10 protein-coding genes are annotated in these 13410 nt (G+C 46.8%); 1 reads left to right on the top strand and 9 read right to left on the bottom strand.

Features of this window, described 5'->3' with window-relative positions; genetic code table 11:
* Positions 1-47 precede the first annotated feature (47 nt).
* The 5 genes from leuD to C1G49_RS02710 all read right to left on the bottom strand — a co-directional run bounded on the left by leuD (position 48) and on the right by C1G49_RS02710 (position 5293).
* Positions 48-641, bottom strand: coding sequence for a 3-isopropylmalate dehydratase small subunit (gene leuD / locus C1G49_RS02730; protein WP_105124515.1), 594 nt, complete (start codon positions 639-641; stop codon positions 48-50).
* Entirely contained in the window at positions 641-2032 is a 1392-nt protein-coding gene (gene leuC, locus C1G49_RS02725) for a 3-isopropylmalate dehydratase large subunit (RefSeq protein ID WP_105124514.1), read from the bottom strand. Before leuC ends, leuD begins: the two co-directional genes overlap by 1 nt.
* The gene (gene leuB / locus C1G49_RS02720; protein ID WP_105124513.1) at positions 2029-3081 is read right to left on the bottom strand and encodes a 3-isopropylmalate dehydrogenase; all 1053 of its coding nucleotides are present in this window, start codon (positions 3079-3081) and stop codon (positions 2029-2031) included. Before leuB ends, leuC begins: the two co-directional genes overlap by 4 nt.
* Before the next feature lie 8 nt (positions 3082-3089).
* A complete protein-coding gene (locus C1G49_RS02715; RefSeq protein ID WP_105124512.1) occupies positions 3090-4652 on the bottom strand; it encodes a 2-isopropylmalate synthase in 1563 nt (520 codons plus the stop codon).
* A 407-nt stretch (positions 4653-5059) separates the two neighbouring features.
* Positions 5060-5293 carry a GlsB/YeaQ/YmgE family stress response membrane protein gene (locus C1G49_RS02710; protein ID WP_105124511.1) on the bottom strand — a complete coding sequence of 78 codons (234 nt, stop codon included), beginning with the start codon at positions 5291-5293 and terminating at the stop codon, positions 5060-5062.
* 129 nt (positions 5294-5422) lie between these two features.
* Here C1G49_RS02710 and C1G49_RS11435 point away from each other — a divergent pair, with 129 nt between their 5' ends.
* A complete protein-coding gene (locus C1G49_RS11435) occupies positions 5423-5563 on the top strand; it encodes a putative holin-like toxin (RefSeq protein ID WP_290438361.1) in 141 nt (46 codons plus the stop codon).
* Positions 5564-5776: 213 nt separating this feature from the next.
* Here C1G49_RS11435 and C1G49_RS02700 read toward each other — a convergent pair whose 3' ends face one another.
* The 4 genes from C1G49_RS02700 to C1G49_RS02675 all read right to left on the bottom strand — a co-directional run bounded on the left by C1G49_RS02700 (position 5777) and on the right by C1G49_RS02675 (position 13387).
* Complete coding sequence (locus tag C1G49_RS02700) at positions 5777-6010, bottom strand: GlsB/YeaQ/YmgE family stress response membrane protein (protein ID WP_024378839.1); 234 nt, start codon at positions 6008-6010, stop codon at positions 5777-5779.
* Between the two features lie 208 nt (positions 6011-6218).
* Complete coding sequence (locus C1G49_RS02690) at positions 6219-7460, bottom strand: aminopeptidase (RefSeq protein WP_105124509.1); 1242 nt, start codon at positions 7458-7460, stop codon at positions 6219-6221.
* 789 nt (positions 7461-8249) lie between these two features.
* Entirely contained in the window at positions 8250-8852 is a 603-nt protein-coding gene (locus tag C1G49_RS02680) for a nitroreductase family protein (RefSeq protein ID WP_105124507.1), read from the bottom strand.
* A 143-nt stretch (positions 8853-8995) separates the two neighbouring features.
* Positions 8996-13387 (bottom strand): PolC-type DNA polymerase III, encoded by a 4392-nt coding sequence (locus C1G49_RS02675; protein WP_105124506.1) that lies wholly within the window; start codon positions 13385-13387, stop codon positions 8996-8998.
* Positions 13388-13410 lie beyond the last annotated feature (23 nt).

The raw sequence follows: 13410 nt of genomic DNA, 5'->3' as shown, positions 1-13410 counted from the left end.
TACGGCAAAGCGAGTTAACGCAGTAATAAAAGATAAAATGGAAGACTCTAGTTTTGCCAGTAGCTTGGTCTATTCAGTTCATACTCAGCAATCAAATCCTGATACTGTAATGTAATACCAATATCATCCAAGCCATTGAGCAACTTGTGTTTCCAATCCTGTTCGATGTCAAATGGGAATTCCCCAAAAGGCGTCCGTATCAACTGGTCTACCAAGTCAACCGTGATTTCTTGGTCTGGAGCCAGCTGAGCCAGTTGGTCCCTGACTTCTTTGGGCTGGATAATGGGCAGAATCCCATTGTTCAAATCATTGTTGTAATGAATATCTCCAAAGGAGCCTGCAATGATGACCTTGAAGCCATAATCTGCCAGAGCCCAAGCAGCATGTTCCCTAGAAGAACCTGCTCCGAAGTTATCCCCAGATATGAGGATACTGGCTCCTTGATAGGCAGGCTGATTGAGAATGAAATCAGGATTATCCGTGTAGTTATCATCCAAATACTGCCAAGCATAAAGCAGATACTTGCCAAAGCCCTTTTTGTCAATCAGCTTGAGAAACTGCTTGGGCAGGAGCTGGTCAGTATCAATATTATCATTCATGAGCGGAACGGTCGTTCCTGTCCATGTGGTAAATTGGTGCATTAAACTCCCTCCTTGAGAATTTCTAGCTGTCTAGTGTCGACAAATCGTCCATAAAGCGCAGCTGCGGCAGCCATGGCAGGACTGCACAAGTGGGTCTTGGCCCCAAAGCCCTGTCGGTCTTCAAAGTTTCGATTACTTGTAGAGGCGCAGTGGACACCTGCAGGCACCTTGTCTGGATTCATACCCAGACACATGGAGCAACCTGGATCTCGCCATTCAAAGCCTGCCTCCATGAAAATTTTGTCTAGCCCAAGCTTTTCTGCAGCTCGCTTGACAGGGCGACTACCTGGAACGACAATGGCCGTAACCTGCTCTGCTATTTTCCGCCCCTTAACAATCCTAGCTGCCAGCTGCAAATCGCTGAGGCGAGCATTGGTACAAGAGCCTAGGAAGACATAGCCAACGGGAATGTCCGCAGCCTTTTGCCCAGGAGCCAAGTCCATGTAAGCATAGGCCCGCTCGTCATTGTGGTCACGGATGGCTGGGAAGGTTTCGTCAAAGCTAACCCCCATAGCAGGGGTGGTTCCCCAAGTGACCATCGGTGCCAAGTCTGACACATCAAGGACTAGATGCTTGTCATAGACGGTGTTGGCATCTGAGTAGAGCTCCTTCCAGTCTGCCACCGCCGCCTCAAAGTCCGCTGGTGCACACTCACGACCTCGCAGGTAGTCAAAAGTGGTCTGGTCTGGAGCCATAATGCCCATCTTAGAGCCGAACTCAATGGACATATTGCAAATGGTCATCCTCTCTTCCATCCTGAGGCTGTTGATAACTGGACCAGCAAATTCCACCACGTGACCCAACCCACAATCCACGCCGTAGCGGGCAATCAGAGCCAGGATAAAGTCCTTGGCATAGACACCTGCTTGGGCCTGACCGACAAACTCCACTAGGAGTCGCTTAGGTTTGACCTGCCAGATTGTTTGGGTAGCGAGAACGTGCTCCACTTCAGAAGTACCAATCCCAAAGGCAATGGCGCCGAAAGCTCCGTGGGTTGCCGTATGACTATCTCCGCATACAATGAACTTTCCTGGCTGGGTTCTGCCTGTTTCTGGTCCAACCATGTGGACAATGCCCTGATGTTCCGAACCGTGGGCTGCGTGAGGAATGTCGAAATCTTCTATATTCTTCGCCAAGGCATCCATCTGAGCCTTAGAAATGACATCACGGATATTGTGAATATCGACGGTTGGTACGTTGTGGTCAAAAGTCGCAAAGGTCAAGTCTGGCCGCCGAACAGGTCGCCCTGTATCCCTCAATCCTTGAAAGGCCTGGGGACTGGTCACCTCATGGATATAATGCTGGTCCACATAGAGGAGCTGGGGCTGACCTTCCTGCCCTGTAATCACATGGCGGTCCCAGAGCTTATCAAAAATAGATTTGCCACTCATGGTGACCTCCTTTCAATCTGGGCAATAATGGCCGCTGTCATTTCTTTGGTAGAGGCGATACCACCTAAGTCTTTGGTGAAAACACCTTGTGCAAAGACCGCTTCAACAGCTTGACGAATGGTCTGACCTGCTTGGACCAAAGCAAAACTTTCTTCCAGCATCATGGCAACAGATAGAATCATACTGACCGGATTGGCAATGCCCTGACCTGCAATATCGGGTGCCGAACCGTGGATAGGTTCATAAAGACTAGGACCTGCCACCGCATGACTAGCAGAAGGCAAAACCCCTAAGGTCCCAGTCAAGACAGACGCCTCATCCGACAAAATATCACCGAAGAGATTTTCCGTCACCAAGACATCAAACCGACTAGGATCCGTAATCAAGAGCATGGCTGCGCTATCCACCAACTGGTGCTCCAAGGTCACATCGGGGTAGTCCTTGGCCACCTCTTCCGCCACCTTCCGCCACAATTTTGACGTCGCCAGCACATTTTGCTTATCAATGCTGGTGACTTTTTTCCGTCTTTTTTGGGCTAGGTCAAAGGCAGAGCGGACAACCCGTTCAATCTCTTCTGCCTGATAGGTATTGCTATCGCTGGCTTGGTCAGTTTCAAGGACATGCTCCCCAAAATAAATCCCACCTGTCAGCTCCCTTACCATGACCAAATCCACACCATCCAAGTGCTCCGCTTTCAGTGGAGAATAGTCTTTCAAACTATCAAAAATCTTAACAGGACGGATATTGGCAAAAAGACCCAATTCCTTACGAAGTTGAAGCAGGCCTTGTTCTGGACGGACAGCCGCATTGTCATACTGAGGGCTACCGATAGCTGCCAACAAAATCGCATCTGCCTTTCGGCAGGCCTGCAAGGTAGCATCTGGTAAAGGATGGCCAGCAGCATCAATCCCAGCGCCACCAAAAGCTCTCTCCTCAACCACATACTCAAATCCCACCTGACTAGCCACAGCCTCAAGGACTGCTAGGCCTGCCTCCATGATTTCTGGTCCAATACCATCACCTGCTAGGGCTACAATTTTTTTCGTCATACTTCCTCCTAGATGTGTGGTAAGTCTTTCTCTGATAGTTTCTTATCTATCTGTCCGCTATTTTCTTTCTGTACCATGACATTGGCATGAATATAGGCAATGGCCGAAGCCTTCAGTACGTCAAAGTCAATACCAGAGGCATTGAAGATAGTTTCCGTTGCCTTGTTTTCTACAGCGACAAGCACACGCGCCTGGGCATCAATCCCATCGGTAATGGCGTCAATATGATACCGTTCCAAGCTGATTTCCTGCTGGAAGAATTGGTCAATAGCATTAAATACAGCTTCAACCGAACCCTTACCAGTCTCAGCAACAACCACTTCTTCCTCATCTTGATTGATAAAGATGACCTGAGCCTGAATGTTGCCGTCAGACTGACTATCCAAACGCAAATCTTTAAATTGGAAACCATCGCGATTGCTAATTTCTGTCCCTGCTACCAAGGCACGAATATCCGCATCCGTAATTTTTTCCTTCTTGTCTGCCAGGTTTTTGAAACGAGCAAACAAGCTAGCAACATCACTTTCTTCAAAATACAGGTCTAGTTCTTTTAGCTTTTCTACAAAGGCGTGGCGACCAGATAGTTTACCCAGTGGCAGAGAATTTTTCTTGACCCCTACCAACTCAGGTGTAATGATTTCATAGGTCAATGGATTTTTCAAGACACCATCTTGGTGGATACCTGACTCGTGAGAGAAGGCATTGCCACCAACTACCGCCTTATTGCGTGGAATGGCAATCCCAGAAAAACGAGATACTAATTCCGAAGTATTGAGCGTTTCCTTTAGAACAATCGGACTGGTCACATCATAGAAATCTTTCCGAATTTCAAGGGCAACTGCTACTTCTTCAAGGGCCGCATTTCCTGCTCGCTCACCGATACCGTTGATAGTTCCCTCGACACGACCGGCACCGTTTTTAATAGCTGAAAGGGTATTGGCAACAGCCATACCTAGGTCATTGTGGCAATGTGGACTGAAAATAATCTCACGGTCCGATTTGACATTAGTTGTCAGATAACGGAAAATTTCACCGTAGTGTTGTGGAGTGGTAAAACCAACTGTATCTGGAATGTTGATGTAGGTCGCACCTGCATCTACCGCTGTCTGCACAACTTCTAGCAAATAATCCAACTCCGTCCGCGTCGCATCCTCTGGCGAGAACTCCACCACCTCAAAACGCTCACGGGCATAGCTGACATGTTCAGTGATTTGCGCCAAAATTTCTTCTTTGGTCTTTTGAAGTTTAAATTCACGGTGAATGGGGCTGGTCGCAATGAAAACATGAATCTGCGGATACTTGGCATCTTTCAGAGCCTCATAACAAGCATCAATGTCCGACTTAACAGACCGTGCCAAACCCGTCACAGCCGTCTTGGTCATCGCCGCTGCAATCTGACGGACCGCTTCAAACGAATCAGGACTGGCCGCTGGGAAACCCGCTTCAATGGCAGAAATCCCCCATTTTTCCAACTGCTTGGCGATGCTCACTTTTTCCTTGATGGAAAAATTCACACCCGGCGTCTGTTCACCATCCCGCAAAGTTGTATCTAAAAATTCAATCACACGCATAAGAATACCTTTCTAAATAACCCTAACGTCAATATTAGGTTCTTTTTCTTAGTTTTGTAAGTAAACCAAGTAAAAAAGAAAACACCTCGAGGACTCCTACCCGCGAGATGTTGTCAACAGCGCCCGCTTGGTAAGCCAAACAGGACTAATGCATTCTTTCAGCACTAGCCCGACCGTCGCAACAACAAAGCAAAGAATTTTGTAGTGACAGGTTTCATTTGACTTTTTCCTTTCAGTGTTCTGGAACCTGTGTGAATACAGGTTCTTAATTATTTACAATGATACCTAACTTTTTTTCACTTGTCAACAGAAAAATGGAAATTTTCTGAAAAATCCGAATAATGTCGCAATTCAGATAAATTCAGACAACAAAAAACCGGGCTCCAATTGAAGCACGGTTCAGGTGTTTAATTCCGTCTAGAACTGCTAAAAATCGCCACCAGCAATACTGCTCCAAAGACTGACGGTACCAAGGCCATACCAGCAAACTGTGGACCCCAATCACCAAAGAGCAACTGTCCAATCCATGAACCTGCAAGTCCAAGGATGATATTTCCAAGACAACCACGACGGTCATCTGATGAGGTCAAAGCCCCAACAATCAAGCCAATAATGGCTCCAGCGATTATACTCGTTAGCATCTTCTATCCAGAATGTTTTTAGCATACCAGAAATATAATACATATTTGCATTTTATAATATAATTATTTAGTAGAAAAGTGAAGACGGTGGCTCTTGAGTTTCTGAAAGTGAGGTGATGCCTATGGGCAATTCATCAAAATCTAACAGAAGGAGGGAGCATTCTTTTGACAGCTTTTGAAGTTGTACAAACGATTCTAGCTTTTGGTAGCTTTACCATTGCGCTAGTTAGCTTGTGCTATAAAATCTTCAAAGAAAATGACAAAAAATAACCCGTCCCCACTTTTGCGCGAGTAGGACGGATTAAATCTAAACTACGAGCCACCGTCTTTTTAACGGTTCTACGTCAGGTGGTTGTTAGCGCAACTACCTTTTTCTATTTCTATTATAACACGAAAGCTATAAAAAGCAACTTTTGATAATATCGGCATACCAGTAAATTTATCCCATTTTTCTGAAAAAATCGGATAATAGAATTATTTTAGTTAGTTCCGTCTAGAACTGCTAAAAATCGCCACCAGCAATACTGCTCCAAAGACTGACGGTACCAAGGCCATACCAGCAAACTGTGGACCCCAATCACCAAAGAGCAACTGTCCAATCCATGAACCTGCAAGTCCAAGGATGATATTTCCAAGACAACCACGACGGTCATCTGATGAAGTCAAAGCCCCAGCAATCAAGCCAATAATGGCTCCAGCGATTATACTTGATAACATTCTGTATTCCTCCTTATTTACAAAATGGGAGTGGGAAAGAACTCGACTAGGTCAAAAAGAGTTCGTCTTCCCACCCCCGCACAGTTGATTAGGTCAGATTTGGAGTGCAAAACACGAACAAATCTGCCAATCAACCACTGCGCTGAGATGTTGATACGAACTCTGAGAAGTGATCCTGGGCTTTTTGCCCAGTTTCATTCAAATATCATTAGATTGCCCACTCACCGTCACGGAAGATTGGCACACGAGTACCGTCTTCACGGATACCGTCAATGTTCATCTTGTTAGAGCCAATCATGAAGTCCACATGGACATCAGAACGGTTAAGGCCTGCTTCTTTGAGCTCTTCTTGGCTCATTTCTGTACCACCTTCGATAGAAAAGGCATAGGCTTGCCCAATCGCCAAGTGGTTTGATGCATTTTCATCAAAGAGTGTATTGAAGAAGGTCACACCTGATTGCGAAATCGGGCTCTTGTCTGGCACAAGGGCAACTTCACCAAGACCACGCGCACCAGTGTTGTCAAAGACCAACTTCTTCATGACTTCATCGCCTTTTTCAGCAGTTACATCCACAATTTCACCATCTTTGAAGGTTACCTTGATGCCTTCGATGATGTTACCGTTGTAGCTGAGTGGTTTTGTGGATGTTACATAGCCGTCTGCCACACGGTAGTCAGGTGCTGTGAAGACCTCTTCTGTTGGCATGTTGGCAATAAAGTGTTCACCTTGGGCATTGACCGAACCAGCCGCTTCCCACAAGTGGTTTTTCGGCATACCGAGTACCAAATCCGTGCCAGGAGCCGTGTAGTGCAATTTGACAAACTGCTCATCGTTGAGGACCTTAGCCTTAGCCACCAAGCGTGCCTCGTGCTCTTCCCAAGCCTTGATTGGGTCTTCCTCGTAGATACGGCAGGTCTTAAAGATTTGGTCCCAAAGGAGATCCACCGCCTCTTCGTCAGACGCTGCATTCGGGAAGACTTTTTTGGCCCACTCCAAACCAGAGGCTGCACCAAGTGTCCAACTAACTTTGTTGGCTTGCGTTGCTTGACGCATTGGTTGCAAAGCCTGGCTAAGTGCGCGGGCGCTGCGAGACAATTTCTCTGGATCAACGCCATCGTAAGCACCTGGATCATCAGACAAGACCACCAAACGGCTTGCCTTGCGCTCCAAAAGGTAGTTCATTTCAGTGATGCGTTGTGGATGAACTTGTTCCAAGAGCTCCACATCGACATTGACCAAACGTTCACGCGCAATCACATCGTCTAACCAGTTGACCAAGACTTCAGCCGCTCCGTGCGCATAAGCCTCTTTGACAATCAAACGAGCCAACTCCGCCTGTTCCACACCGATCGTCAACTGCACCGTGTGACCTGGCTGCACATTGATACCTGTTGATACCAAGAGTTTGGCATATTTAGCGAGATTTTCTTTAAAATTTGGTAATACCATCTTTTTCTCCTTTGAAATGTAATACTAGATTATTGTATCATATTTTGAAGCTGGACTGACAAAAAAACTTCCTGCTGATACAGGAAGTTGGAAAGGTTAGCTCTGGGAGATAGTTGAAGCTTGGAGATGAAACGAATGGAGTTCGTGTCAGCAAGCCGAAGATAGAACTCCGCTCCTCTCTTGTTTTAAGGGAGCAGGCTGTAAAGCTCCACTGGAGCTTTACACTCATCACATCAAGCCAACAACGTCTGATCCCAATTTTCGCAGAGTAAAGTTTTCAGTTTGCTTTTAGTACTAGCTCTAACTATCTGGGAGATAGTTAGAGGTGGGAGATAAAACGAACAGAGTTCGTGTCAACAGCCGCAGACATAACTGGAGTTAGGCAAGGCGATTTAACGACGTAATAAAGCAAACTGTAAGTATGCATACTCAATGAAAATTGAAAATAGCCTAGGAAGCGAAGCCGAAGGTTGAACTGAAGTTCACCAAGACAAGCTGACAACGGATATTTCCAATTTTCGCAGAGTAAAGTTTTCAGTTTGCTTTTAGTACTAGCTCTAACTATCTGGGAGATAGTTAGAGGTGGGAGATAAAACGAACAGAGTTCGTGTCAACAGCCGCAGACATAACTCAATGCTCTCTTATTTCTAGGCATTGACTTGAAACAGTCCCCCAGACTGTTTCAATCAGGCAAGGCGAGTTCAAACAATCCAGTGGATTGTTGAAGTTGGAAATAAGGAAACGAAGTTTCCTCAACTGTCGACGTAATAAAGCAAACTGTAAACTTTACTAGTTACCCAAAACCTTTACACGGTCACTATCCGCCATATAGTCTTTGTCTGCTGCTGGAGCTGCAATGCTACCGAATGGTGCTTGGGCACGGAGTTTCCAGTTAGCTGGGATACCGTATTTTTCAGCTACTTGTGCATCAACCAATGGGTTGTAGTGTTGTACGTTCATGCCGATGTTTTTCTCAGCGAAAGCCAACCATACTGCGTACAAGTTGATACCGTGAGCTTGTTCAGACCAGATTGGGAAGTTTTCAGCGTAAAGTGGGAAGCTTTCTTGCAAGCCTTTGACCACATCTTGGTCCTCAAAGAACAAGATAGTACCTGCACCTGCTGCAAAGCTAGCCAAGCGACCTTTTGTACCTTCAAAAGCTTCTGCAGGCGTTACTTTTTCCAATTCGCTGTAGGCAATTTCGTTCCAAAAAGCGTCTGATTCCGCACCAAAAAGTACTACTGCGCGGCTTGATTGTGAGTTGAAAGCTGATGGAGCTTCTTTCATGGCTTTCTCAACAAGTGCGACCACTTCTTCATTTGATACTGGCAAGTCTTTACCAAGTGCGTAGATTGAACGGCGAGTTTCTTGAAGTTTTGCAAAATTTGACATATAGTTTCCTCTTTTCTTATTGTTACTACATAGTAGTTTTTATCACTATGTAGAGATTATATACCTATCAAAAACATTAGTCAAGAGTTTTGGCTTCTTTTTATAAAAAAATTCACTGCTTCCAAAAGAAACAGTGAACAGGTTTAAAACAAATCATCAAAGAGACTGAGCTGGTTATCTTCTGGCATTTTGCCCAGAATACCCATCTCATCCATTTTTTCAACGAGGGTGCTGGATAGACCACCACGCTTACGGAGTTCTGTCTTGGAGAGGAATTCTCCCTCTGCACGCGCCGCCACCACCTGCTTGGCAACGTTCTCTCCCAGGCCATCCATAGCAACGAATGGTGGGATAAGTGTATCGTCTTCAATCAAGAAGTCGGTCGCATGGGACTTATAGAGGTCCAACTTGCCGAACTTGAAGCCTCGTTCCAGCATCTCATTGACCAATTCAAGTGTGGTATAGAGATCCTGCTCAACGTTTGAGGCTTCATTATTCTTCTTCTTGAGGGCAATTTCTTCCATCTTGGCCTTGACCCGATCCAGACCACCGGACATGGTTGCTAAATCAAAGGCCTTGGCACGAATGGAGAAATAGGCACAGTAGTAGTAGATTGGATAATGAACCTTGAAGTAGGCAACCCGCAAGGCCATCATAACATAGGCAGCCGCGTGGGCTTTAGGGAACATGTACTTGATTTTTCCACAGGATTCGATGTACCAGTCTGGCACCTTGTTATCCTTCATTGCTTGGATATAGCCATTTCTCTCTTCCTCAGAAATCTTGAGCCACATACCTTTCCGCACCCGCTCCATGATGTTAAAGGCCATCTTGGGTGGTAAACCTGCGTGCATGAGATAAACCATGATGTCATCCCGACAACCGATAACGGTGGATAGGTCTGCAATTCCTGCCTTAATCAAGTCCTGAGCATTGCCCAACCAAACGTCTGTACCGTGGGAAAGACCAGACAGCTGTAAAAGTTCCGCAAAGGTGGTCGGCTTGGTTTCCTCCACCATTCCCCGTACAAAGTTGGTCCCAAATTCCGGAATGCCTAGCATACCTGTCGGTGTCCCAATCTGCTCTGGGGTAACTCCCAGAATTTCCGTACCTGAGAAAAGGGCCATAACCCCCTTATCATCGGCAGGAATGGTCTGCGGATCAATGCCCGACAAGTCCTGCAACTTGCGGACCATGGTCGGATCATCGTGTCCCAGGACATCGAGCTTCAGGACGTTCTCATCAATATCATGGAAGTTAAAGTGGGTGGTCTGCCAGTTGGCCGTCACATCATCGGCAGGATATTGGACAGGCGTAAAGTCATAGACATCCATGTAGTCAGGGAATACGATAATTCCTCCTGGGTGCTGACCAGTCGTCCGTTTGACCCCAGCCGCACCAGCAGCCAAACGTTCCACTTCTACATCACGGTAGAATTTGCCGTAATCCCGCTCATAGCCTCGAACAAAACCATAGGCCGTCTTGGCCGCCACCGTACCTACCGTTCCTGCACGGAAGGCATTTTCCTCACCAAAAATATCCCGTACGTCCAAGTGGGCAGACGGTTGGTCATCCCCTGAGAAGTTCAAGTCAATATCAGGAACCTTGTCTCCATCGAAACCAAGGAAGGTTTCAAAGGGAATGTCCTGACCATCTTTTTTATACTTGGTGCCGCATTCTTCACAGTCCTTGTCTGGCAGGTCAAAACCGGAACCGTAGGAGCCGTCTGTGATAAATTCACTGTGTTGGCAATTTGGACAGACATAGTGAGGAGGCATGGGGTTTACTTCGGTAATCCCAATCATAGTTGCCACGAAACTGGAGCCAACAGACCCCCGTGAACCAACCAGATAGCCTCGTTCATTTGACCGTTGCACCAACATCTGCGAAGCCAGATAAATCACGGCGAAGCCATTACCCAGAATGGACGTCAGTTCTTTTTCAATCCGCAGGTCAATAATATCCGGCAGAGGATTACCATAAATTTCAAAGGCTTTTTGATAGGTCAATTCCGCAACCGTTTCCTCGGCCTTTTCGATATAAGGCGTATAGAGGTCCGACTTGACCACCTGAACATCTTCAAACCGGTCCAGCATAGCATTTGGATTGGTGATGACAATCTCACGGGCCAGACTTTCACCCAAGAAGGCAAACTCGTCCAACATCTCGCTGGTCGTTCTAAAGTGAGCCTTTGGCAGAGGCGCTGGCTGGGCATTCTCACCATTTCCAATGGTCCAGTTAATCGGTGCCCCTTGACCTAGAGCACGGACAATGATTTCCCGATAAATCTCTTCCTCAGGGTCAATATAGTGGACATTTCCAGTCGCCAAAACTGGCAAACCTGCCCTACGCCCTACCTCAATCAACTGCTTGATGGTTTCTTCAATCTCTGCCATGTCCTTGAATTGCTCCTTGGCAATCATAGGAGCGTAGAGAGCTGGAGGCATGACCTCGATAAAATCATAATAGCCCGCTGTCTTAACCGCATCATCCATGCCCTTAGAAAGCAGGTCATCAAAAACCTCACCCTCCTGGCAAGCTGTTCCTAGTATCAAGCCTTCTCGGTGGGCATCCAAAACCGTTCTGGGAATGCGAGGAACTCCCTCAAAATACTTGGTATTGGACAGGGAAACCAGCTTGAAGATATTTTTCAAACCAACCTGATTGACCACATAGAGCGTAGCGTGTTTGACACGGGCCTTCTTATAAGAATCCTCCGCCACCAATTCTGTATTGAGCTGGTTGAGATTGGTCAGATTGTGCTTCTCCAAGGCTTCTTTTAGGAAGATAAAGAGCAGGCGACCAGTGGCCTCCGCATCGTAATTGGCCATGTGGTGATGCTCCAGAGCAACGCCAAATCGCTTGGTCAAGGCTGCCAAACCGTGCCGCTTGTAGTCTGGATAAAGATTACGGGCAAATTCTAGCGTATCGATGACCGGTTGGGTAATGATCGGCAAGCCAGCTCGCTCGTAGTTGACATTCATGAAACCAACGTCAAAGGTCGCGTTGTGGGCAACCATGATGGAATCCTGGCAGAAGTCCTGAAACTCCCGCAGAACTTGCTCCAAAGGCTTGGAACCACGCACATGCTCATCCGTAATCCCTGTCAGTTCAGTCGTAAATTTACTGAGCGGGTGACCTGGATCGATAAATTCATCAAATTCTGCAATGATATTGCCCTTGTGCATCTTAGATGCTGCAATCTGAATGAGGGCATTGTTGACCGCAGAAAGACCGGTCGTTTCCACGTCAAAGACCACATAGGTCGCGTCAGATAGAACCATATCCGCTTCATTGTAAACAATGGGAACTGAGTCCTCAACAATATTGGCTTCCATCCCAAAGAGGGGCTTAATACCAGCCTTACGAGCAGCATGGTAGCCATGGGGGAAGGATTGAACATTGCCGTGGTCTGTAATGGCCACCGCCTTGTGTCCCCAAGCCGCAGCACGCGCCACCAAGTCTTCAACGGCAGGCAGGGCATCCATAGTGGACATGTTGGTATGGGCATGAAACTCGACCCGCTTCTCCCCCTCAGGCATGAGATCCTTACGGATTTCCTTCTTGACCTCCTGGACCTCCTGGACATTCATAGTCAAATCACGGGTGAAATTATTGGTCTCCACATTTCCACGCACCCGCAGCCAGTTGCCCTTTTTGATCATATCAAACTTCTGGGCCTCTTCCTCATTCTTAGCCCATTTCTGCAAGGTAAAGGACGAAGTGTAGTCGGTCATCTTAAAGTTGATAATGACACGCCCCGTCTTGGTCGTCTTCTGCTCGACCTCAAAGACCAGACCCTCAAAGACAATCCGATTCTCCTCGCTATCCACCTCAATCATAGGCGTAATCTCAGCCTTTTCAATATTGACCTTGGCAGGACGATTTTTCTTATATTCTGGGACAAATGGCTGAGCTGCCTCTGGTGGTGGCGCCATTTGCGCCAGTTGTTCCAGGGCCGCCAGATTTTCCTCATTGGCCTGCTGGTAAATTTCCTCATTCTGCGCATGGAAGGCCGCAGCCTGCTGCTGCGTCATCTCCTGGCAAACTTCAATGTCCACCGCAAGATTGCCAAAACCAAATCGCTTGTATTGTTCCACAAGGTTTGGCAGATGATTCTTCCGAAAATGAACGGTGTCAATGGTTTCAGGACCCTTTATCCACAGGGTATTCTCCCGATAAACAACCTCCAAAGATTGAAACAGAGCCTTGAAACCTGCACTCTGGCACAAATCTTCCGTAAAAGCTTCTGGATAATAGGCCTCTACTAAGCCCGCTTCAAAACTTTCCGCATCACTGACGATAGAAAATTGAATCTTATTTCCCACCTTTTCAAACTCTGTCGCCAAACGAGCCTTGAAAAGTCTATACTCCATCAGTGGCAAGGGCTTTTCAAAGCGGAAGGTAAATTCCCAGAGTTTGCTGACCTTGTGCAAGACCACTTTCTCAATCGTTGCAGTCGAAAAAGCCCCTGATTGCTGTGCATCAAGAGGCATCCCGATTTGTTGAAGCAAGAGCTGAAACTTATCTGACATGACCTTTTCCTTTGTAGTTCGTT

This window comes from Streptococcus suis (assembly GCF_002960625.1).
GTDB lineage: Bacteria > Bacillota > Bacilli > Lactobacillales > Streptococcaceae > Streptococcus > Streptococcus suis_T.
Note: the sequence above shows the minus strand (reverse complement) of the source record. Positions and strands in the feature narration are given on the sequence as shown.

What these genes read in the sequence shown, in the direction of transcription:
- leuD (WP_105124515.1), bottom strand. Translation starts at nt 641, where the DNA reads ATGCACCAATTTACCACATGGACAGGAACGACCGTTCCGCTCATGAAT.
- leuC (WP_105124514.1), bottom strand. Translation starts at nt 2,032, where the DNA reads ATGAGTGGCAAATCTATTTTTGATAAGCTCTGGGACCGCCATGTGATT.
- leuB (WP_105124513.1), bottom strand. Translation starts at nt 3,081, where the DNA reads ATGACGAAAAAAATTGTAGCCCTAGCAGGTGATGGTATTGGACCAGAA.
- C1G49_RS02715 (WP_105124512.1), bottom strand. Translation starts at nt 4,652, where the DNA reads ATGCGTGTGATTGAATTTTTAGATACAACTTTGCGGGATGGTGAACAG.
- C1G49_RS02710 (WP_105124511.1), bottom strand. Translation starts at nt 5,293, where the DNA reads ATGCTAACGAGTATAATCGCTGGAGCCATTATTGGCTTGATTGTTGGG.
- C1G49_RS02700 (WP_024378839.1), bottom strand. Translation starts at nt 6,010, where the DNA reads ATGTTATCAAGTATAATCGCTGGAGCCATTATTGGCTTGATTGCTGGG.
- C1G49_RS02690 (WP_105124509.1), bottom strand. Translation starts at nt 7,460, where the DNA reads ATGGTATTACCAAATTTTAAAGAAAATCTCGCTAAATATGCCAAACTC.
- C1G49_RS02680 (WP_105124507.1), bottom strand. Translation starts at nt 8,852, where the DNA reads ATGTCAAATTTTGCAAAACTTCAAGAAACTCGCCGTTCAATCTACGCA.
- C1G49_RS02675 (WP_105124506.1), bottom strand. Translation starts at nt 13,387, where the DNA reads ATGTCAGATAAGTTTCAGCTCTTGCTTCAACAAATCGGGATGCCTCTT.